We start from the raw sequence: 21,636 nt of genomic DNA, 5'->3' as shown, positions 1-21,636 counted from the left end.
TTTGTGGGTGGATGGCATCCACCTCAAGGTGCGCCTTGAGGTGGAGAAACTCTGTTTGCTGGTAATGATCGGGGTCCGTGCTGATGGCCGCATGGAGCTCGTCGGGCTGGCTGACGGCTTCCGGGGATCGACTGAGTTCTGGGCTGATTTGCTGCGCGATTGCCGCCGCCGCGCCATGACCGCAGCGGTGCTCGCGGTCGGCGACGGCGCCCTGGGCTTCTGCAAGGCGTGCGGGAGGTGTTCCCGGATATTCGAGAGTAGCGCTGCTGGTGGCATAAGCAGGCCAATATTCTTGCCGCACTGCCGAAATCGGTGCACCCAGGGTGCAGTCGCGGCGATGAAGGAGATCTACAACGCCGAGGATATCGACAAAGCCCAGCTCGCGATCAAAGCGTTCGAGATCGACTACGGCGCCAAATACCCCAAAGCGGTCGCCCAAGATCGTCGACGACGCCGAGGTGTTTTTGGAGTTCTACCGGTATCCCGCCGAGCATTGGATCCACCAATCGCACCACAAATCCGATCGAAAGTACCTTTGCGACAGTACGTTTGAGGACCAAAGTCACCAAAGGGCCGGGCTCCCGCGCGGCCTGGCTGGCGATGGCCTACAAGCTAATCGAGGCCGCCCAGGCCCGCTGGCGCGCGGTCAACGCACCACACTTGGTCGCCCTCGTCCGTGCCAGCGCCGTCTTCCACAAGGGCAAGCCGCTCGAACGGCCTATCGACATCACACCCGAACCGTCGGCAGCTGAGCCTCGAACCGTCGGATCATCCGCCATCCCGCTGCGCTGCCACTCGTATCCACCCATGAACGACTCTCACCCAAAGCGATTCGGCAGGCGTGCGAAGATTTACGTCCATGCTGCCGCTGACCGCATTCTGCGTACCGCAACGTGGTCGAGGTGTGGCGAAAAGCAAATGTGCGTCTGGCCGAGAGAACGGCGTTTCAACGCAGAACTGAAAGCCCCTCCCCGCCGAATTGCAGGCGAAGCTCCGTCTTGAGCACCTTGCCGGTGGCGTTTCGCGGCAAGTCGGGAACGACATGTACTCGTGACGGGCATTTGAAGTGGGCAAGGCGTTCTCGAGCGTAATCGATAAGCTCCTCTGCATTGACGGCGGCATCCTGCTGAAGGGCCACGACGGCCACCGGAGTTTCGCCCCAACGCGGATGCGGCACACCGACAACCGCGACCTCGCGCACGGCATGGTGACGGTAGAGGACCTGCTCCACCTCGATCGGGTAAACGTTCTCACCACCGCTGATGATCATGTCTTTTTTTCGGTCGACCAGAGTGATGAAACCTTCTCGGTCAATGCGGCCCAAGTCGCCAGTATGAAACCAGCCGCCACGAAAAGCTTGCACTGTCGCCTCGGGAAGACCCCAGTAGCCCGCGAATACGTTAGGGCCGCGCACTACTAACTCGCCCACCTCGTCGACGGGGACGTCGTTGTCGGCGTCGTCGACGATACGAGCTTCGACGTGAAAAGCCGTCCGACCGATCGATCCGGCCTTCTCCTTAACGTGTTCAGCGTCGAGGAATGAGACGATAGGCGCGGTTTCGGTCATCCCGAAACCCTCCTGGAACGGCAGACTGCGTCCTTGGAAGAATTCGATGACGGTCAACGGACACGGTGCGCCACCCGCAGCCGCCAGTTCGAGAGCCGACAAATCGTGGTCCTCGAATCCATCGACGTTCATCAGCGCGGCCCACATCGCCGGAACCATGAATTGCACTGTCGCATGCTCTTGGGCCATCATCGCCAGCGTCTGTCGCGGATCGAAGGACGGCAGCAGCACGCTGCAACCGCCGACATGCAGCAGCGGCAGCGTGTGCACTCCGAGTCCCCCGATGTGGAACATCGGAGCCACGGCGACGGTCACGTCCGTCTCACGCAGCCCGCGCCCGATTGTCAGCGCGTTCATGACGTTCCACAGATGGTTGTCGTGGGTGAGCATCACACCTTTGGGACGCCCCGTAGTCCCGGACGTATACATCAGATTTGCAATGTCATGGCCCGCCACGTCGGAGCCCACAGCTGTGGGCGCTTCACTGTTCACAACGTCGTCGTAGGAAAGCTCACCGGCAAGGCATTCACCGCCGACGGCCATTTGGTGGCGGACCCGCACCCCATCCTCTGACACCGCGGCGCGGGCGACCGGGGCCAGCGGGTTGGAATACACGAGCACGTCTGCGCCTGAGTCGGCCAGCTGGTAAGCCACCTCTGCTGGCGCCAACCGCACGTTCATGGGCACGAAGATCGCGCCTAGTTTCGCGGCCGCCAGCATCGTTTCTATGAACGCGGGACTGTTGATCAAGAGACCGCCAACCCTGTCGCCCTTGCGGACACCGAGCGCTCGCAGGGCACGCGCAAGCCGGTTGGTCCGTTCATCGAGCTGAGTGAAGGTGATCCGTCGGTTATCGTCAACGAGGGCGGTGCGGTCGCCGGACAGGAAGGCCCGTTTCGTCGCCCAACTGCCAATACCCCTGTCCATGTGAACTCCTTCGGAGCCGGTCGCCCAGACACGTCGTCGTGGGCCGATTCAGTGCCGAACAGCTATAAGCCGATGCGCTTGGCGATGATCTCGTTCATGATCTCGTTGGTGCCACCGCCTATTCCGAGAATGCGGCAATCTCGGTAATGCCGTTCGACTTCGGACTCGCGCATATAACCCATCCCACCAAAGATTTGAACCGCCTCATTCACCACATAATCGCACGCGTATACGGCGGTGTTCTTGGCCATCGACACCTCAGTGACTACATCCTCCCCGGCCAGCCACCGTTGCATCACGGCGCGGGTGTAGGCGCGCGCGACGTCGACCTGCCTGGCCATTTCCGCGAGCTTATGGCGGATCACTTGACGAGCCGTCAGAGGTTTCCCGAAAGTCTGGCGTTCGCGCGCCCAACCCTTGGCTAATTTGAGCGCGCGCTCCGCCGTCGCGTATGCCTGCACGGCAATGCCGAGTCGTTCCGACTGAAACTGCTGCATGATCTGCAAGAATCCGCCGTTCTCTGCCCCCACCAGGTTCGCAGCGGGAACGCGAACGTCAAAGAACGAGAGTTCTGCGGTATCGCTGCAACGCCATCCCATCTTGTCCAGCCGGCGGTCAACCTTGAACCCCGGTGTGCCCTTGTCGATAACCAGCAACGAAACTCCGCCGTACCCGGGTCCCCCGGTACGCACCGCGGTAGTCACGAAGTCGGCGCGGACACCGCTCGTGATGAAGGTCTTAGCACCGTTGACCACGTACGTGTCACCATCGCGGACTGCTCGTGTGCGTAGGTTCGCCACATCTGAGCCCGCTCCGGGCTCGGTGACTGCCAGCGAGCCGATCATATCTCCGGCCAGGGTGGGGCGAACGTAGTGGTCGATCAGGGCATCCGATCCATTCGCGGCGATGTGCGGAAGCGCGATGCCGTGGGTGAACAACGCGGCGCACACGCCGGTAGACCCACCGCACGCCAGAATTGCCTCGGTTACCAACGCCGAATCGATCGCGTCGCCGCCGCTGCCTCCCACGTTCTCGGGGAATCCAACCCCGAGAAGTCCCACATCGGCAGCCTTACGGTGCAGCTCGCGCGGGATTTCACCTGCCTCCTCCCAATCCGTCACTTTCGGTGTTATCTCGCGAGCGACGAAAGATCGCGCCAACTGGCTCAGTGCTAGCCGCTCCGGCGTGGTCCACGGATCGTTGGGCACAGCGCAGCCTTCCGTCCCGGCTATGTGTTTGGTGGTTGCTTCGATATCCGTCATGATGGCTCCCGGATCGAATTGCGTCGGCAACCGAACAGCGGTTGCACGCAGGTGCAAGGTGTCTCAATTCGATTGTGCAGTCGGACGATTCGGAAAGCATTCGCCCAACGGGGCGAGCGGCCCGTGTGCTGAATTCCGAAACAATCGGAGCGAAACTTTGTCTTCGCCTCCCAGCGCACGCGCCGAAAGCATTGTCCTGGAGCATGACTGCGCCGCCCACCAACACGATCAAGCGCATAGGCGGCATCGGTCAGCCAGGCTCCTCGCGCGAGGATCGGCACTGAATCTCTCAAACCGATCCCTTCCTACCCACTCGCGACCGCGACTTAAGTCAATGCAAGGCTCGGGCGTCGCGTGCAAGTGGCCACCTCAAGGAGTGCTTCGCGTGCCCCGATTAGTCCAGAAACCGTCGAAGCTCAACAGCCTCAGTTACTGGTGGCTAACGTTACGTGCGAGGCCCAAGGATTTGCAACACCCATCGCGTAGATGTCGCGCTCCGGTGCACCAGATCTACGACTCATGCGAATGAAGGAGGTCTCGTCCGCCGATCACTGCAATCTATCCGGGTTGATTGTCTTGGTGGTTGCAGCCGCGCCGCGCTTGGAGGTACCCCGGGGCCTCTCCCAGTATGGACGTTGGATGGCGCGGCAGTTGTGCGTGGGGAGTGGGCATCGTGAAGAAGTGTTAACGTTCGTAGATCACCCGGAACGTGTGGGCGTTTCGAACGGAAGAGGTATTGCTGCTTCGACTGCGAAAGGATGGTCGACCGTGACCGACACAGTCACCGTCGGCCGCACGCGAGGAGGCGAGCGTCGCGAGCGGATTCTGGCGGCCGCCGCCGAACTCATCGCGGACCGTGGCTATCACGCTGTTTCTATGGCCGATATCGGCATCTCGGCAGGGGTCGTCGGTCCAGCGATCTACCGGCACTTTGACAGCAAGGCGGGCTTGCTGGCGGCACTGTTCGAACAAGTGATTGACACGCTGCTGCGACGGGCGTCGGCGATCGTTGAACAAAGCCGAGATGATCGCGAGGCGCTGACTGCCTTAGTAGCCGACCACGTTGCCCTGGTGATGGAGAAGCGCGAACTCGCCATTGTTTACTACCGAGAAGTCCATAATCTGCCTGACCATCGACGTAGTCGCCTGCGCCGCAAACAGCGCCTCTACGTTGAAGAGTGGGTGCACGTTTTGGGCGAGTTAAGGCCGGAGTTGGACGAGACGGAATTGCGCGCCGTTGTTCACGGCGCGATCGGTGCCATCCAATCGACGTTGCAATATCGCGATACGGGGATGCCTCCCGAGCGCGTCTCGGTGCTGCTCGCGCGGATGGGGCACGCTGTTCTCGGCGTTCCACCGTGCGAGTCGCACAGTGAGGATCGGGCAAGCCACGCGTTGCCGCAGCGCCGAGGTCGACGGTAGGCGCAACCTCGGAGTGTCCTCGCCTCGGCGTGTCCTCGGGAGGGTGATTTCGCTGAGCAGAGGCTGTCAATGATTTGCTTCGTGTCGATGGCTCCCTGGCCACGATTAAGCACGCCGCCAATCGGCTTGCTTGGCGGGCCCGCACGCCGCGCCAGTCAGCCGGCGGTCTCGCCGCGCGGTCCTTGGCACGAGCATTCGCAGACATCCGGCGTGTTCAGCGTCCCCGCCATACAGGTGCCCGTTTCTCCCGGAATGCGCGTGGGCCCTCCTGCGCGTCCGCGGAGTGGTACACGGGTTCCCAGATCTTCTCAGCCAGCGTGTATGCCTCCTCAAGGCGATGTCGCGCCGATAGATACGCAGTCTGTTTAGCGGCCAGCACCGACAGCGGAGCATTTCCAGCGATTAGAGCGCCCAGCTTCTGGGCTCGATCCCTAAGCCGAGCGGCGGGCACCACCTCGTTAACAAGACCCACTTCGAACGCCCGGGCCGCGCTGATCGGTTCGCCGGTGAGCATCATCTGCAGAGCGATTCTCGGTGGAACGAGCCACGAAAGAGGAGCGGCCCAGGGAGCTCCACGGCCGACTTTGACTTCGGTGATCGCGAACAGGGCATGCTCGGCGGCGACGATCAGGTCACACTGCTGTGCGAGCAGGAACCCGCCGGCGAATGCAACACCGTTGACCGCCGCGATGGTCGGTTTAGCGATGTCGATGTTGCGGCCGAACTGCGGGGCGAAGTCCAGTGGCGGAACCGCCAGCGCCTGGTGCGCCATCTCTTTAAGGTCGCCGCCGGCGCAGAATGCCTTTTCACCCGCGCCGGTCAAAACGAGTACGCGCGCGTCAGCGTCCTCATTGAACCGACGTGCGCCATCCCATAATCCTTGGCGCACGGCGACACTGAGCGCATTGCGAGAGTGGGGCCGGTTGATAGTCAGCCAGGCCACCCCATCGACGACGTCATAAATCACCGGATCATCCAAGGTAGTCCTTCCGCGTGTTCTGGGCACTGTCTCCATCGACAATGCCGGCGTCCCATCGGCGACCACTTGGACGTCCCAGCGACACCTTCTGCGGGGCGTGCAGGTCTGGGCTGCGACGGGGTCTTCGATTTTATCGCCTCCAACGCCACCTAATTGGAGTAGTCGACTTGGAAGTGGGGACTGGTAACACCGTTCCCGCCACAAGTCGCAGCATATGTGACTAAGCATTCACGATTGTGGGACGTGACGACGATTCGATGCAGGCGGGTGACTGGGTGGGCTCTCAGTTGTCGAGTTCAAAGGACGATTGTGCTATCCATCGGCGCCCCAGTAATGTTAACCACTGATAACGTGAGGGCGCTCGGGGCCACTGGATGTGTCATTGCCGGGCCCGCACCGGTTGAGAGTTCAGGAGGAGACGTGATGTACCTCACGCAGGGCTTGCACAGAGCACTGCAACAACACCCGGACCGCCTCGCCACCATCGACGCGGATCGAACACGGACCTATGCGCAGTCCGCACAACGAATCGCGAAGTTGGCGAGCGCATTACGGACGATTGGCGTTAACCGCGGGGATCGCGTCGGCATGCTGGCGCTCAACTCCGACCGTTACCATGAGTACCTGCTGGCGGTGCCGTGGGCGGACGCGGTATTAAACCCGATCAATATCCGCTGGAGCCCTCCGGAGATTGCCTACGCCCTGCGCGACTCCCAAACCGATGTCTTATTTGTCGATGACGCCTTCAGTCCAGCAGTCCCCGCACTTCGCGCGTCATATCCTGACCTGCGCGCAGTCGTTCATTGCGGAAACGCCCCGACCCCGGAGGGAATGTTCTGCTATGAGGAACTCATAGCCGGCGGCGAAGTCGGTGATGACGTGCGGCGCAGCGGCGATCAACTGGCCGGTGTGTTCTACACCGGTGGCACCACGGGTCTACCCAAGGGCGTCATGCTTAGCCACGCGAACCTGATGACCTCCGTGCTGGGAATGCTCAGCGTGGGAAGCTTTCTGAGTTCGGAGGCTCGACTGCTTCATGTTGCGCCGTTGTTCCATCTCGCGGACTTGGCCGCCTGGGCGGGGCAAACCACCCTGGGTGGCACACATGTGATGCTCTCGACTTTCGAGCCCAGTGCCATTCTCCAGACCATCGAACGCCACCAGGTCACCGACGTCCTTTTAGTGCCGACCATGCTGCAGATGGTCGTCGACCATCCCGCCGTCAGGGATTACGACCTCTCCAGCCTCAGAAACGTGATGTACGGGGCATCGCCGATTTCCGAGGCGGTCCTGTCGCGCGCGATGAAGACCGTGCGGTCGGCGCGATTCATGCAGGGTTATGGCATGACAGAACTGTCCCCCCTAGCCACAGTCCTGCGTCCTGAGGACCACGAGCATCCGGACCTATTGCGTTCAGCCGGCCGCGCCGCGCCCTGCGCCGAGGTCAAAATCGTCGATGCTGACGATAAGGAAGTGCCGCCGGGCAATACCGGCGAAATCGTCGTGCGTGGCGGCAACGTGATGTTGGGCTACTGGAATAAACCAGACGAGACAGCGGCCGCGCTGCGCAATGGGTGGATGCACACCGGTGACGCCGGTTACATGGACGAGCGGGGTTATGTGTTCGTCGTCGACCGCATCAAAGACATGATTATCTCGGGTGGCGAGAATGTCTACTCGACGGAAGTCGAGAATGTTCTGTCCAGGCACCCGGAGGTGGCGGCGTGCGCGGTCATCGGAGTTGCCGATGAAAATTGGGGCGAGCGCGTTCATGCGGTCGTCGTCTTGACCGAAAACTCCTCGGTGACAGCCGAAGAGCTCAGAGACTTCTGTAAGACTCAGATCGCGGGATACAAGGCGCCCCGTACAGCCTCGTTCGTTGATGCGCTCCCTCTCTCAGGTGCTGGCAAGGTGCTCAAACGCGAACTGCGAAAACAGTTCCGGCAAGAGTGCACAAGCACTAGCCGGGGTCGATAGGTGCCCTTGCAGCGCGCCCCGCGGCCATCGACGCGGCTGCCTCCAAAGGATTTCCCTAGACGCCCTGGGCAGGCCGTCAGGACGGGATCGTCATGGCGCGCGTAGAGGTGCCTTACAGACACGAGCTCGGCGGCCACTGCGGGTCCGGTGCCCTCCGCGATCTGACCGAGTGGGCCGGACTCCGTTGGGGTGTGCACGCCCCCCGCGAAGGACTGGTTTTCGCGCTGAGCGGCACGCTGGATTTTTCCTATGCCCGTTCCGACGAGTTATTTCCGCCGGTGTACCTCGTTGGCAGGGGCCCCGATCTCGAAGAGCAATACCTCACTAATGTCGGTGCACAGTTCGAGATTCGCGCCACCGATGACGGCGACCTCGGGTGGAAGTGGGTGACCGATCAACTCGACCGCCGCACCCCCGTGATGGTTTGGGCCGACATTGCTCATCTGCCCTATCTGCGCGCACGGTTGAGCATGAGCCGCCACGACATTGTCATCACCGGCTACGACGACGACCGAGGCGTGGCCTTGGTCGTTGACAACGACCGAGATTCGGTCCAACTGGTCCCCTACGAGGATCTCCGTCGGGCACGGTCTTCGACCGGCTTTCCCGTGCCGACCCGTCACACCGCCTACATCGTCGACTGGCCGACTACGGCGCCGGACTTGGCGGCGATCGCCGGTCCCGCCCTTATCCGAAGCGCGCAGGCGATGGCGGCAATCACCGACAGCCGGGGTCTTACAGTCACTCGCGACCCTGAGGCACAGAAGGATGGACTCGATGGTGTCGAGCATTTCGCCGTCGACGTGGCGGCGTGGCCTGACGCCCTGGACGATCACAACCTCGAAAGCGCCCTGTTTGCGCTGTGGGCGTTCATTGAGAAGGCGGGGACGGGAGGGGGGTTGTTCAGGGCCCTGCAGGCCGACGGCTGTCGAAGCATCGCCAACTTGCTGCATTCCGAAGCCGCCCTGGAGGCGTCGAGGGCTGCTCGGGAGGTGTCGACCGCCTGGACCGAAGTAGCCCGGATGGCTTACAACCCAGGCACCCCACTGCGGGCTCGCGCCGCCGCCACTGCGGCCGCAGCCGAGCGTGTGCCTGACGCCGAAAAGCGGCTCACGGAATCGCTCTTCGCCGCCGGAGCGGCTCTGACGTAACAATTTCCGCCTTGGGCCGGCCGCTGCATTCAGCTTGGCATCTGGGTGCCGAACGTCCACGCAGCGCGGCTTTTGACCCACCGGAGCCATTTTCGAGGGGTACGCTAACGACGGTTAACACTGTTGGTGGCTCCACACGTGTAGCGGTCCGCAACTGGGGCAGCAGGAGGGAACGCTTGGTGCACGGAACAAGGGTCGCCGCACCGGCGTGCGCGGGTAGGACGGCTGGTCGTGTGCCGACAACGAGCGGAAGCGCGCATCAATGCCTTAGTGCGTAGCGGCGCCGGTATCGGCGTGATCGGCAGTGCCGAGTACAAGTAGCACTTCAAGAATGAGTGATGAACATGACGGAACAACGGTCAGTCAAAGTCGCAATCATCGGTGCGGGCATGTCGGGACTGTGCATGGCGATCAAGCTGCAGGACGCCGGCATTGACTCGTACACCATTTTCGAACAGGCCGAGGATGTCGGCGGCACATGGCGAGACAACACCTACCCGGGGCTAACCTGCGATATCCCATCGCGGTATTACTCCTACTCGTTTCGGCCCAACCCGAACTGGTCGCACCTGCTGCCGCCGGGGCCGGAGATCCAGGCCTATTTCCAGCAGGTGGCCGACGAACGGGCCATCCGCCCGCACATCAAGTTCGGCGCCGAGGTCATATCCGCCCGATACGACGACGAGCGGTGGCGGATCACGACCGACGACAGCGAAGAGACATTCGACGTCCTTGTCACCGCGACCGGCGTGCTCCGGGTGCCGCGCTATCCGGACATTCCCGGCCAGGAGAGTTTTGCCGGGCCGGTGTTCCACTCCGCGGAATGGGATCACTCCGTCACCTTGCGGGACAAGCGGGTCGGACTGATCGGGACGGGCTCGACAGGCATACAGATCATTGCCGAACTCGGGGGCAAGGTCAGTCGGCTCACCGTCTTCCAACGCACTGCGCAGTGGGTCTTTCCGATGCCCAATCCGCACTACTCACCGCTGATCCAGGCCGCGTTGACGCGGTGGCCGAGGTTGAACGGCCTGGGCTATTGGTTCTGGGGATTGGTGGTCAGGCGCATCTTCGGCCGCGCGCCGATCCGTCCGGGATTTCAGCGCCGCTTGGTTCAGACGCTATGTCGATGGAACCTGCGACTCTCGGTGCGCGACCCGCAGTTGCGCGCGAAACTCACCCCGAAAGATCAGCCGATGTGCAAGCGCCAGATTATGGCGGGACATTTCTACCGTTCGGTCCAACAACCGGGTGTGGAGGTGATCAACGAGACGATCGACCACATCGAGCCTCGCGGCGTCATCACGGCCGACGGTACCTTGCACGAACTCGACCTGCTGGTCTATGCCACCGGGTTTGACGCCCGGGCCTACGTGCGCCCGCTGACAGTGGTCGGGGAGCGTGGGCTCACCCTCGACGAGGCATGGGCCGATGGCCCCACGGCGTATCGGTCGGTCGCGGTGCCCGGATTCCCAAACTTGTTCATGCTGATGGGTCCGCATTCGCCGATCGGCAACCAGTCACTGATACCGGTCGCCGAGGACCAGGCTGATTATGTGCTGTGGTGGATTAACCGGATCCGTGAGGGCCGCATCGTCGCCGCCGCGCCCACCAAGTTGGCCACCAAGGGCTACAACGACAGCATGAAAGCAGCGATGCCACAAACAATTTGGGTTACCGGTTGCAACAGTTGGTACCTAGGCAAAGATGGGCTTCCCGAATTGTTTCCGTGGACACCCGAGCGGCACCGAGAACTATTGCGTGCACCTGAGATCGCAGATTTCGAACTCCGATGAGACGCGCATCGAAAGCCAATCAAGGTCTTTTCGCGCGGATCCTGTCGCGCTTGGTGCCATGCACGTCATCGGTGAAGATGGTTTGGGGCCCTAACGCGAGCGCAAGCGTCTCGGATCAGGCGGCGGCAGAATTCGGAGCGAGGACGCTACGACGCCCATGGAATGGGGAACGACTTCGCGTGGTCTTTGGTGGTGACGACCAAGCGTGGCCACTGTCCTGGCAACGCTTACGCCCACCGTTATCACGCCGGCGTTTGCCGACTAAGCCATCGAACGCTCCGAGCCGGCGTTAGAACCGCATCAACGAAATCATGCAGGGACCGGCGATTGGTCATCTTCGACAGCAAGCAGGTGTGGTCCTCCACCGCCCGGACGGAACACTTGTGCAAGACGCATATCCTGCTCACCATGTCCACAGAGTCCGTTCGCCTCTCGTTTCGCCAGCACATGCGTGAGCAAGTTCTCAGGGCTGCGCGTGACCTCACTATCGAGAAGGGCTGGCATCGGGTTCGCATGAGTGAAGTCGCCAAGCTTGTCGGCGTGTCCCGCCCGACGCTCTACAAGGAATTCACCGATAAGCAGGGACTGGGTGACGCGCTGGTTGTGTCCGAAGGCGAACGATTCTTGAACGGCATTCACGCAGTTTCGGCACAACACGCCGGAGATGTCCGCGGGGGTATCACCGCCGCGGTGTCGTACACCCTCGAGGAAGCGGAAGCGAGCCCGCTCTTGAAGGCGGTGTTGACGTCAAATCGGCCTACAGACAAAACGGTTTCCGAGACAACCGGTATGTTGCCGCTCCTGCCGACCTCGGCATCGCTGCTGGAGCTATCCTCGGCAGCCCTCGTGACTTGGTTCAACGAGCACTTTCCAGGTCTGGATGCCGATGACGTGCATGAAGTCGCCGATGCGCTGGTGAGGCTCACTGTGAGCCATGTCGTGCTTCCTTCTGCCGATGCAAGTCTGACCGGTGAGCGATCTCGCGGATCGCCCTTCGCTATTTGGGCGCAGATCCCGCGAGGCCGTTTACACAACGCAGATTTTTGTCTGGATGTTGACTTTATAGAGAAAAGTGTAAACACTGGCGTGGAGACACTAGCTCGGGAGGACCCTCATGACTGTCAGCGCTTCCGCTCCGAAGTCGTCGGTGGAGCGTCGTTCAGCACGTTCGTATGATTCTGCCGACCTGTCCTCGACTGCCTTTTGGGCTGGCACCGCCGCTGACCGTGAGAAGACCTACGCGGAGCTGCGCCGACGCGCCCCCATCAGCTGGCACCCGCGCGTCGAGCACACCATGATCGACGACGAGGACGACCAAGGCTTCTGGGCCGTGGTCACCCACCCGCTACTTGTCGAGGCGACCCGGCGACACGACGATTTCCTGTCTGGTCAAGGCATTGTGATGGAGTCGATCCCGCAGGAACTGCTCGACACCGCGCAAGGCTTCATCGCTATGGACCCGCCGCGGCATACCAAGATTCGACGATTGCTGGCATCCGCATTCACACCGAAGCAAATGCGGCTGACCAGTCACCAGATCGAGGCCAACGCGAAACGGGTCGTCGATGGCCTTGCCCCGCAAGGCGAGGCTGACTTCGTCGACCAGTGCGCCGCGTTGCTGCCGATGCACAACATCTTCGACATGATGGGCGTGCCGGACTCGATGCGCCGCGACATCGCGTGGGAGTCACGGTATGCCGGTGGGTGGAGCGACCCGGAGGTGATGGGCGAAGACCCGGTCATACCTCGCCTGTTCCAAGCGATGGGATTCTTGGGCGATGGCGCCCGCGAAATCATCGCCGCACGTCGCCGGCAGCCCGAAGATGACCTTATGACGAACCTCGTTCAAGCTGAAGTGGACGGCGAACAACTCACCGACGACGAGATCGTCTCGTTTTTCATACTTCTCACGATCGCCGGGAACGACACCACGCGCCAAAGCACCAGTCACGCGATGAAAGCATTGACGGACTTCCCAGACCAAAGAGCTTGGCTCATGGAGGATTTCGACGGACGGATCAAAGGGGCCGTGGAAGAATTCGTCCGGTGGGCCACACCAATCATGACATTTCGCCGGACGGCGGCTCGCGACTGCGAACTGGGCGGGCAGCAGATCACCGAGGGTGACAAGATCATACTTTTCTACAGCTCGGCCAACTGGGACACCACCGTGTTCACTAACCCGGAGAAGTTCGATCTGTCGCGCGACCCTAACCCGCACGTGAGCTTCGGAGGCGGGGGAATCCATCACTGCCTCGGCAACCAGCTGGCCAGGCAGCAACTCGCTGCGCTCTTCAGAGAACTGCTGCACCGCCTGCCTGATATTGAAGTCTGCGGGCCACCCAGCTACACCGTCAGCACGTTCTTCCACGGCGTGAATCACCTTCCCGTCCGCTTCACCCCGAACGCGTAAGGCGGCGTGGTATGAAGATCAGAGTCGACCGCAACCGATGCTCGTCAATCGGAATGTGTGAAGGCCTGGCTCCTGACTTCTTCGAGGTCAGGCACGATGGCCAACTCAATATCGTGAACCCCGAGCCACCGGAATGCCACAGATCACTCATCGAAGAAGCAGTATCGTGCTGCCCCACAGGCGCTCTCGCCGTCGAGGACTGAGACCGCGGTCCTGAGGCAACGCTGACACACCTGCTTGCTGTCGGCGGCGATGGGCTTTCGCCTTCGGGTCAACTAGCCGCTGACACCGTCTGTCACCTACCACACGATGGAGCCGTCACTTATGAGTACTTATGGACTTTCAGTCGTCGCCCCTGAACTTGCCGCGATGAAGGCCACCGCCGCGGCTGCCGACCAGGCCGGGTTCGACGCCGTCTGGGCATCCGAGTTCTACACCCGGTCGGGATCCATCTCGATGGCGGCGATGGCAACCTCGACGAACAGGTGTCGCATCGGGTCGTCAATCCTCTACGGCATCGGACGTAGTCCGCTGGTCTTGGCGACCGAAACACGCGACCTCGACGAACTGTCCGGTGGTCGGGTCGTGCTCGGGATCGGCAACGGCACCAAACGGATGATGAGCGATTGGCACTCTGTCACCGATACCAGCGCCCCCGCCCTGCGCGTCGAGGAACTCGTACCCCTTATCCGGCGCATCTGGAACCTGCACGAAGGACCCGTCCGCCATGAGGGCCGTTTCTACAATATGAATCTCGTCCCCACCGGGCCGGTAGAACCCCCTGCGCGCAATATCCCCATCGTCACCGCCGCCGTGCGGCCGCGAATGTGTGAAGCCGCCGGACGGGTCGCTGACGGCTTGGCCGGGCATCCACTCTTCACCACCGCGTATGTGGAGGAAGTCGTGCGGCCTGCGGTGGCCAAGGGCGCACAACGCACCGGGCGCGACCCTAACGGCGTCGAGATCGTGTCGATGGTGATGTGCTCCATCCACGACGACCCCGAGATCGCTCGTCGCGAGGTAGCGCAGCAGATCGCATTCTACGCCTCGGTCAGGACCTACGAACCGCTGCTCGACTTCTGCGGATTCGCCAAGCAGGGTGCCGTCATCCGAGAAGCCTTCACCCGCAGCGACTTTCAGGCCATGTTCAACGCCGTCACCGATGACATGATCGACGTCATGGGTGTCGCCGGCACCGCTGACGAGGTTCGCAACGGGCTACGCCGCTACGAGGGCGTGCTAGACCACATCATGCTCTACCCACCGTCGGTAGGTACCGCGCCTGAGCGGGTCGGACAGAACGTCGATGATCTCATCAAGCATTGCGCCCCGCCCAATATGCCTCCGGCCTCCCAGCTGCACGCGCGACCCGGACCACGGTAGCGACACGGCGATCTCGCACACAAAGTGCGCTGCCGCATCGATCGATGCCGACCTTCGGGTTCGCATGAAACTACTCATTTCCCTCTGGGACTATCTCGGTGGGGTGCAGTCCCCCAGTGACAGCCGAGCTTGCGTTTGGCAATAACGGTCCTTGGGGAAGGCTAGGACGATGCCGGTCCTCTTTCACTAGGAAGTGAAGTGGTCAGAACACGTTGTGGCACGCAGATGCGTTGCGGCGCGGACCTTCTGCGCCGCATCAAGGCGGTCCGACGGAGTAGATGCGGAGTCGATCGAGCGGTTTGGCGACAAGGTCATCGGGTTGCTAACCTCGATTAACATGTCAGAGTTGTTCGATGTGGTGGTCGTGGGAGCGGGGATTTCCGGTATCAGCGCTGCCTGGCACCCGCAGGATCGCTGCCCCGGTAATAGGTACGTAGTTCTAGAGCGCAGAAGTGATCCGGGTGGCACGTGGGATCTGGTCAAGTATCCGGGCATCAGGTCGGACTCAGATATGTGCACGTTCGGATTCCTTCAAGCCCTGGCACTCGGCCAGGTTCACTGTCGACGCGCCGACAATCAAGAACTATCTGCGTGAGGTCGCGACCGAGAACGGCATCCATGAGCACATTCACTTCGGTACCCAGGTCTTGTCTGCCGCTTGGTCGGACGCCAGCCGGCGCTGGACCATCAAGGCGGTTCGGAACGGCTGAGGAATTAGAGCTCGAGGCGCGGTTCGTCTTCATGTGTAGCGGCTATTACAACTACGACGCGGGTTACCGACCAAACTTTCCCGGCGAGGAGAACTTCGGTGGGCCCATATTGCAACCTCAGCACCGGCCCAGAGACCTTGATTATGCCGGTAAAGAACGTCGTCGTTATCGACAGCGGCGCCGGGCACATAACGATGCTGCAACGTTCGCCAACATCGACCGCTTCACCAGAACGGGTCACGAGTTGGCGGCCGATATCATCTTCTACCGCAACAGGATTGAACTTGTGGCTTTTGGGGGCGCCAAGCTTGGTCGTAACGGCCAGGATGTCGACGTCAGCAAGTCGATGACCTATAAGTCGATGTTGCTGTCCGATGTGCCCACCATGGCGTTCACCATGGGCTATATCAATGCATCGTGGACCTTGAGGGCCGACCTGGTATCGGAATACGTTTGTCGCCTGCTCAATTGCATGGACGCGCGCGGCTACGACACCGTCGTAGCCGCTCATCCAGGGAAGATGTCGAAGAAGAACCCTTCGCCGATTTCGCACCAGGCTACTTCCAGCGCGCGATGGACCAGCTACCGAAGGCGGGATCTCGAGGGCCATGGCAGGTAAAACACCAATTACCTCTTCGACATCCGTGAGTGAGATATCGTCAAGACCTGTGGATCGGTGAGTTTCAGGCGACCTGCGATCCGACGGTTTGAGGCTCAGCTGCCGACGGTTCGGGTGTGATGTCGATAGGCCGTTCGAGCGGCTTGCCCTTGTGGAAGACGGCGCTGGCACGGACGAGGGCGACCAAGTGTGGTGCGTTGACCGCGCGCCAGCGGGCCTGGGCGGCCTCGATTAGCTTGTAGGCCATCGCCAGCCAGGCCGCGCGGGAGCCCGGCCCTTTGGTGACTTTGGTCCTCAAACGTACTGTCGCAAAGGTACTTTCGATCGGATTTGTGGTGCGAAGGTGGATCCAATGCTCGGCGGGATACCGGTAGAACTCCAAAAACACCTCGGCGTCGTCGACGATCTTGGGCGACCGCTTTGGGGTATTTGGCGCCGTAGTCGATCTCGAACGCTTTGATCGCGAGCTGGGCTTTGTCGATATCCTCGGCATTGTAGATCTCCTTCATCGCCGCGACTGCACCCTGGGTGCACCGATTTCGGCAGTGCGGCAAGAATATTGGCCTGCTTATGCCACCAGCAGCGCTACTCTCGAATATCCGGGAACACCTCCCGCACGCCTTGCAGAAGCCCAGGGCGCCGTCGCCGACCGCGAGCACCGCTGCGGTCATGGCGCGGCGGCGGCAATCGCGCAGCAAATCAGCCCAGAACTCAGTCGATCCCCGGAAGCCGTCAGCCAGCCCGACGAGCTCCATGCGGCCATCAGCACGGACCCCGATCATTACCAGCAAACAGAGTTTCTCCACCTCAAGGCGCACCTTGAGGTGGATGCCATCCACCCACAAATACAGGTAATCGGTGCTGGATAAGTCACGCTTGCCGAAGGCTTTGGCCTCGTCCTGCCGCTGCGCGGTCAGCCGAGTAATCTCGGTCGCCGAGAGCGCCGCGCCCGTGCCGAGGAAATGCTCCGGCGCCGGGCCGAAATCCCCGCTGGACAGCCCGTGCAGGCACAGCAGCGGCAACACCTCGGTCATCTGCGGCGACTTGCGCGCCCACGCCGGCAAAATCGGGGAGGAAAACCGGCACCGCTCACCGGTGTCAGCGTCGATGCGCTTGTCGTTGACCCGCGGGGCCTTGACCGGCACCGCCCCAGCGGCCGTCAACACGGTCCGCTCCTCGTGGTAGCCGTTGCGCACCACTAGGCGATGCCCATTCTCGTCAACCTGATCGGTGAACTGCGCGATATAGGCCGACTTCGGCCTCCAGCGCCGCCGCAAGCATTTGCCGGGCGCCATCGCGGACGACCTCATCGAGTAACGAGCGACCCGAACCGGTGTTGTCGTTGGACTCGTCGACGTCGTGAACTACCGTGAGCATGGGCGTACCTTCCCAACCAGCGCGCCAACGCCGGTCCTTGATCAGACAAACCGAATTCAGAGCACCCTCGGGAAGGCGGCGCCCCTTCAGGCTGCCTCACCGAGGCTCATGTCGGGTAGGACCGCCGCATTGCTGCGGCGGTCCCCCCTCAGAACCGTACGTGCCAGTCGTCCCGGCATACGGCTCAAGCAAGCCCCGAGGACGTTGCGGGAACTGCGTAATTCGTTGGGCTCCCGCGCAACTTAGCCCGAAGGCTGCGATGGCAGGAGGCGTGTACCAGGTGGGTCTCGTCCAACCGGGCCAGCCGCCCGTGGTGGGTGAGATGCTCGGCGGCGATGGCTCGCTTGACAACTCCTAACCACCACCGTTCCCATTCGGAGGGCGACTGCGGGGGTTGATCGACGGTCAACAAATGATCGCCACACAGCGGGCACCGTCCGTCCTGCTTGGCGAGCAGGCGCAGGTTGTAGCTGTCCAGCGCGGGTTTGACCTTGCGCCGTCGTTCGGCCCAGTAGCTGGCCAATTCCGGGGCGTCGGGAGACGCCCGGCCCGCGACTAGCGTGTGTCGGACGATGTGAGTCCAGGAGAATTTGACCAGACACGCGATGTTTTCACGGCGGTCATCCAACGGCCGTTCGGGATCGCCGAACACCCACTGATCGTTCCTGAACTTGTTGAACCGACCCCAGTGGCGGCGTGCGATCCACTTTTTCGGCTTCTTCGGATGCGGTCGGCGCGCCCGCCCGGAGGTGAGCCGCCACATATAGTGGTCCAGCGAGCTGAAAACCTTGCTGGACACCGCACCTCGATAGTAGGCGGACCATCCCCGGATAATCGGGTTCATCCGGGCGATCACCGCCCTGGCGTTGGAGCCGCGCAGCCTGCGCATCTCCTCGGCCAACCGTTTGCGGATACGCTCGATCGCCTCCGGGCTCGGCTTGATCAACAACTTGCCCGGCCGTCTACCGTGGCGGTAGCAGCGGATGTTGAATCCGAGGAAGCTGAATCCCTCTTCGAGGTGGACGATGCGCGTCTTATCCTCGTTGAAGACCAGACCCCTCGGAGCCAGCCACCGGGCAAGCTGCGCCTTGACGTGTTCGGCCTGCTCACGTGAATGGCAGCAGGCGACCATATCGTCGGCATATCTCACCAGAACCGGGTTGCCCGCTATCGCCGCGCCGGCGTAAACACCGGTCGAACTGCGGTAACGAACTCCCGCGGCCTCCTCCAGGCCATGCAGTGCCACGTTCATCAGCAACGGGCTGATCACCCCGCCCTGCGGAGAACCCTCCTCGGTCGGCGCGAACCCGCCGTTCTCGATCACCCCGGCTTTCAGCCACTTTCGGATCATTTCCTTGGCCGGGAACGACCCCAGCTTGTCGAGTAGCCGAGGATGGTCGATTCTGTCGAACGCGGCCGACAAATCGGCGTCCAGAATCCATGCCCGTTGGGCTCGTGGCCCTTTGAGCGTGAGGAAAAGGGACTGGATCGCATCGGCACAGCTACGGCCCGGGCGAAACCCGTAGGAACGGGCCTCGAACCGAGCCTCCCACTCGGGCTCCAGCGCGTTGCGTACCCGCGCCTGATGACAGCGGTCCATCACCACGGGGATACCGAGCGGACGCTGATTTCCGTTGGCCTTCGGAATATACACACGCCGAACCGGCAAGGGCTCCCACGACGACCGCGAATCATGCACTCGCACCGCAATATTCGCTCTCGCCTCGGGCGACAGGGCAACCTCCCCATCGATCCCGGCCGTTCGACGCCCAGCATTGCGCTGAGTCACCTGTCGCACACTGACCAACGTGTTCGACCAGGAACCCAGCATCAGTTTCTGCAGCGACCGGACCGAGGCCCAGTCCTGCTCCCGCGTCGCCTTGAAGATCCTGCGCCGCAACCTCGCTACGTTTTCCTCATGGACACGCCAATCCACGACGGTCCAATCGAAAACGCCCTCCGGTCCGTTCACCTCTACGGTGTCCAACTTGCCCTTCCGGTTCGCAAGGCCCTCGGTCTCGGTATTTCAAAGGCTCACCTGCCCACGTCAGCGCCCTTTCGAGCCCAGCCACCACGCTGGTATCCGACCGGTTCCCCATGATCGCCGCCCAGGAGGAGCGGCGGCACCACGACCACAGGTCCCGCTGCCTTTCGGCCATCGGCATTCGCTTCTTGAGCATCCTGTTCCCGCCGAGGGATTCCGCCCCTCTCACGATCGGCCTACCGGCCCGAAGGCCGGACCCGACGGGGTTTCCACGTTCCGCGCATACGAGATACGGCCGGGGAGGGCGCCCTCTATACCCCGAGACCAGCGGTGTTCGCACGACCGGCCTGTGGCCTCCGGTCGCCGCTTGCCGCCACTGCCAGCGGCCGGGTCCTATCACCCGGGTTCTCAACCCGTCTTCCCGGGCTTCAAATAACGAGGCGTCATCAAGGGTTCATTCGCATTCGCCCGTCCGGCCTTCCCTCGCCCGGTCGTTCCCCCAGACGGAACGGGGGCCCTTGGGCTTCTTCCCTGAGCTTCGCACGCCCACGGGCAGGACCCGTCGACGCACGTCAGGGCGGGGATCGGTCACGAACACCAACCGAGAACTACGCGACCGGCATCGCCGACCTCCACTCCACGAGCTCACTCACATGCGCGACATCGCGTCGCACCCACAGACCTCCGATCTTGTTAACAGTCAAGCGGCGGCTCGTGTGGGGTGCGTCGGGGGTGGTCGGTATGCCTTGATTGGGTCGTAGGTTTGGCTGGTTTGCAGGCAGTGGTAGAGCTGGCCGAGCATGCGGTTGTAGAGGTGGCGCAGGGCTGCGGGGTGGCGGTCGCCGTGGTCGCGGCGTGTCAGGTAGTGAGCGCGGGTGGGTCCTTCGCAGCCGGCCGCGATGAACGCCCAGACGAATCCGACGGCGGCAAGTCGGTTGTTCTTCACGTGCCGGTGAGTGATGCGGATGCTGCGCCCAGAGGCTTTGGTGACGGGCGCCGACCCGGCGAACGCCTTCAATGCTCGGGCGTCGGCGAATCGTGTTCGGTCGTCGCCGATTTCGGCGAGCAGGCGGGCACCGGTAAGGTCGCCGACCCCCACAAATGAGGTGATGATCCTGTGGTCGGCGTGCTGGGCAAAGGTGGCGGCGGTGGCCTCGCCCAGCCGGTCGACGTTGGCGCACTCAGCGTCGAGGGTGGCCAGCAATGCGACTGCTTGGATACCGAAGGCGTCTTCGACCGGGGCGGGGTGTCGCAGCTGCGGCAGCCGCAGCTGCTGGTGGATTGTCGCCGCGAGCGTGGTCAGGCCGCGTTGGCGTCCGGCGCGGCGCAGGGCGGCGGTGATCTGCGGCTTTGACAGCCGCGCCGCCTTGGCCGGGGTGGCAGCGATGGCGAGCACCGCACGAGCTTCGGGTGCGGTGATTCCGCCGGGACGGTCGGCGAAGGCGTGCAGGAAACCCGGGAAATATTCCCGCAGCAGCGACCGCAGTTCGTTGCCGGCCCGGTTACGCCGCCAGGTGGCGTCCTGGTGGGCACGGGCCAGCACGGTGATCGATTGCGCCAGTTCGGTGTCGGCGGGTAACCGACGATGCTGGTCGATGTCGGTACGCAGGATGTTGGCCAGCGTGACCGCATCGCCGTGGTCAGACTTCTTGCCCGACATCGACGTCCGTTCCCGATAGCGGGCCACCGACATCGGGTTGATCGGGTAGATCGGTCGACCGCTGGCCCGCAACACGGCGACCAGCAACCCGCGCGGGGTCTCGATCGCGACCGGGATCGGATCCTCAGGGTCGTCGTCGGCATCGGCCAGCATGGCGGTCAGTTCGGCGAATCCGGCGACCGACTCGGGGATGCGCCGTCTGGCGACCAGCCGACCGTCGGCATCCACCAGCGCGACGTCATGATGATCCTGGGCCCAGTCGATCCCACACGTGACCATGGACAAATTTACCTCCTTGGTTGTCGAAATGTGTTGGGTGCGTGACCCTTTGTGAGAACGCGCGGCGCCCTAATAGCAAGGCTCTGATGGCCTGACCTCCGATTGAGCCGTTCGCGACCCCAGCAACCCG

14 protein-coding genes and 3 pseudogenes are annotated in these 21,636 nt (G+C 62.4%); 10 read left to right on the top strand and 7 right to left on the bottom strand.

The window, feature by feature from the left end; all coding sequences use genetic code 11:
• Positions 1 to 7 precede the first annotated feature (7 nt).
• The gene (locus I2456_RS24110; RefSeq protein WP_157679851.1) at positions 8 to 553 is read left to right on the top strand and encodes a transposase; all 546 of its coding nucleotides are present in this window, start codon (positions 8 to 10) and stop codon (positions 551 to 553) included.
• A gap of 393 nt (positions 554 to 946) precedes the next feature.
• Here the strand turns inward: I2456_RS24110 and I2456_RS24105 are convergent, their stop codons facing one another.
• A complete protein-coding gene (locus I2456_RS24105) occupies positions 947 to 2,494 on the bottom strand; it encodes an acyl-CoA synthetase (RefSeq protein WP_007172220.1) in 1,548 nt (515 codons plus the stop codon).
• 62 nt (positions 2,495 to 2,556) lie between these two features.
• Positions 2,557 to 3,756, bottom strand: coding sequence for an acyl-CoA dehydrogenase family protein (locus I2456_RS24100; RefSeq protein ID WP_007172221.1), 1,200 nt, complete (start codon positions 3,754 to 3,756; stop codon positions 2,557 to 2,559).
• Positions 3,757 to 4,524: 768 nt separating this feature from the next.
• Here I2456_RS24100 and I2456_RS24095 point away from each other — a divergent pair.
• On the top strand, positions 4,525 to 5,178 hold the full coding sequence (locus I2456_RS24095) for a TetR/AcrR family transcriptional regulator (protein WP_007172222.1): 654 nt from the start codon (positions 4,525 to 4,527) through the stop codon (positions 5,176 to 5,178).
• 214 nt (positions 5,179 to 5,392) lie between these two features.
• Here the strand turns inward: I2456_RS24095 and I2456_RS24090 are convergent, their stop codons facing one another.
• On the bottom strand, positions 5,393 to 6,193 hold the full coding sequence (locus I2456_RS24090; protein ID WP_046184313.1) for an enoyl-CoA hydratase/isomerase family protein: 801 nt from the start codon (positions 6,191 to 6,193) through the stop codon (positions 5,393 to 5,395).
• A 387-nt stretch (positions 6,194 to 6,580) separates the two neighbouring features.
• Between I2456_RS24090 and I2456_RS24085 the strand changes: the two genes are divergently transcribed.
• From I2456_RS24085 to I2456_RS24050, 8 genes and pseudogenes are all read left to right on the top strand, one after another.
• On the top strand, positions 6,581 to 8,134 hold the full coding sequence (locus I2456_RS24085; RefSeq protein ID WP_007172224.1) for an acyl-CoA synthetase: 1,554 nt from the start codon (positions 6,581 to 6,583) through the stop codon (positions 8,132 to 8,134).
• A gap of 92 nt (positions 8,135 to 8,226) precedes the next feature.
• The gene (locus I2456_RS24080; protein WP_007172225.1) at positions 8,227 to 9,285 is read left to right on the top strand and encodes a BtrH N-terminal domain-containing protein; all 1,059 of its coding nucleotides are present in this window, start codon (positions 8,227 to 8,229) and stop codon (positions 9,283 to 9,285) included.
• A 338-nt stretch (positions 9,286 to 9,623) separates the two neighbouring features.
• On the top strand, positions 9,624 to 11,081 hold the full coding sequence (locus I2456_RS24075) for a flavin-containing monooxygenase (RefSeq protein WP_007172226.1): 1,458 nt from the start codon (positions 9,624 to 9,626) through the stop codon (positions 11,079 to 11,081).
• Between the two features lie 447 nt (positions 11,082 to 11,528).
• Positions 11,529 to 12,139, top strand: a pseudogene (locus I2456_RS24070) (TetR/AcrR family transcriptional regulator).
• A gap of 56 nt (positions 12,140 to 12,195) precedes the next feature.
• Positions 12,196 to 13,494 (top strand): cytochrome P450, encoded by a 1,299-nt coding sequence (locus I2456_RS24065; protein WP_007172228.1) that lies wholly within the window; start codon positions 12,196 to 12,198, stop codon positions 13,492 to 13,494.
• A gap of 11 nt (positions 13,495 to 13,505) precedes the next feature.
• Complete coding sequence (locus I2456_RS24060) at positions 13,506 to 13,697, top strand: ferredoxin (protein WP_007172229.1); 192 nt, start codon at positions 13,506 to 13,508, stop codon at positions 13,695 to 13,697.
• A gap of 121 nt (positions 13,698 to 13,818) precedes the next feature.
• Entirely contained in the window at positions 13,819 to 14,877 is a 1,059-nt protein-coding gene (locus I2456_RS24055; RefSeq protein WP_007172230.1) for an LLM class flavin-dependent oxidoreductase, read from the top strand.
• A gap of 337 nt (positions 14,878 to 15,214) precedes the next feature.
• Positions 15,215 to 16,233: pseudogene (locus tag I2456_RS24050) on the top strand (flavin-containing monooxygenase); the annotation flags it as partial.
• 37 nt (positions 16,234 to 16,270) lie between these two features.
• Here I2456_RS24050 and I2456_RS28990 read toward each other — a convergent pair.
• The 4 genes and pseudogenes from I2456_RS28990 to I2456_RS24035 form a co-directional block, all read right to left on the bottom strand.
• A complete protein-coding gene (locus tag I2456_RS28990; protein ID WP_250644919.1) occupies positions 16,271 to 16,699 on the bottom strand; it encodes a transposase in 429 nt (142 codons plus the stop codon).
• Positions 16,674 to 17,501 (bottom strand): annotated as a pseudogene (locus I2456_RS28985) (transposase); the annotation flags it as partial. The pseudogene I2456_RS28985 and the gene I2456_RS28990, both read right to left, overlap by 26 nt.
• 266 nt (positions 17,502 to 17,767) lie before the next feature.
• A complete protein-coding gene (ltrA, locus tag I2456_RS24040; RefSeq protein ID WP_374109796.1) occupies positions 17,768 to 19,519 on the bottom strand; it encodes a group II intron reverse transcriptase/maturase in 1,752 nt (583 codons plus the stop codon).
• A gap of 748 nt (positions 19,520 to 20,267) precedes the next feature.
• Positions 20,268 to 21,506 carry an IS110 family RNA-guided transposase gene (locus I2456_RS24035; RefSeq protein WP_007172236.1) on the bottom strand — a complete coding sequence of 413 codons (1,239 nt, stop codon included), beginning with the start codon at positions 21,504 to 21,506 and terminating at the stop codon, positions 20,268 to 20,270.
• Positions 21,507 to 21,636: the final 130 nt, after the last annotated feature.

Source organism: Mycobacterium kubicae (assembly GCF_015689175.1).
Classification (GTDB): domain Bacteria; phylum Actinomycetota; class Actinomycetes; order Mycobacteriales; family Mycobacteriaceae; genus Mycobacterium; species Mycobacterium kubicae.
The sequence above is the reverse complement of the archived record's forward strand: the minus strand, read 5'-3'. Positions and strand labels throughout refer to the sequence as shown.

Coding starts and splice junctions, on each gene's coding strand:
- I2456_RS24035 (WP_007172236.1), bottom strand. CDS start 21,506: ATGGTCACGTGTGGGATCGACTGGGCCCAGGATCATCATGACGTCGCG.
- I2456_RS24065 (WP_007172228.1), top strand. CDS start 12,196: ATGACTGTCAGCGCTTCCGCTCCGAAGTCGTCGGTGGAGCGTCGTTCA.
- I2456_RS24085 (WP_007172224.1), top strand. CDS start 6,581: ATGTACCTCACGCAGGGCTTGCACAGAGCACTGCAACAACACCCGGAC.
- I2456_RS24090 (WP_046184313.1), bottom strand. CDS start 6,193: ATGGAGACAGTGCCCAGAACACGCGGAAGGACTACCTTGGATGATCCG.
- I2456_RS28990 (WP_250644919.1), bottom strand. CDS start 16,699: ATGCCGAGGATATCGACAAAGCCCAGCTCGCGATCAAAGCGTTCGAGA.
- I2456_RS24075 (WP_007172226.1), top strand. CDS start 9,624: ATGAACATGACGGAACAACGGTCAGTCAAAGTCGCAATCATCGGTGCG.
- I2456_RS24060 (WP_007172229.1), top strand. CDS start 13,506: ATGAAGATCAGAGTCGACCGCAACCGATGCTCGTCAATCGGAATGTGT.
- I2456_RS24100 (WP_007172221.1), bottom strand. CDS start 3,756: ATGACGGATATCGAAGCAACCACCAAACACATAGCCGGGACGGAAGGC.
- I2456_RS24080 (WP_007172225.1), top strand. CDS start 8,227: ATGGCGCGCGTAGAGGTGCCTTACAGACACGAGCTCGGCGGCCACTGC.
- I2456_RS24055 (WP_007172230.1), top strand. CDS start 13,819: ATGAGTACTTATGGACTTTCAGTCGTCGCCCCTGAACTTGCCGCGATG.
- I2456_RS24105 (WP_007172220.1), bottom strand. CDS start 2,494: ATGGACAGGGGTATTGGCAGTTGGGCGACGAAACGGGCCTTCCTGTCC.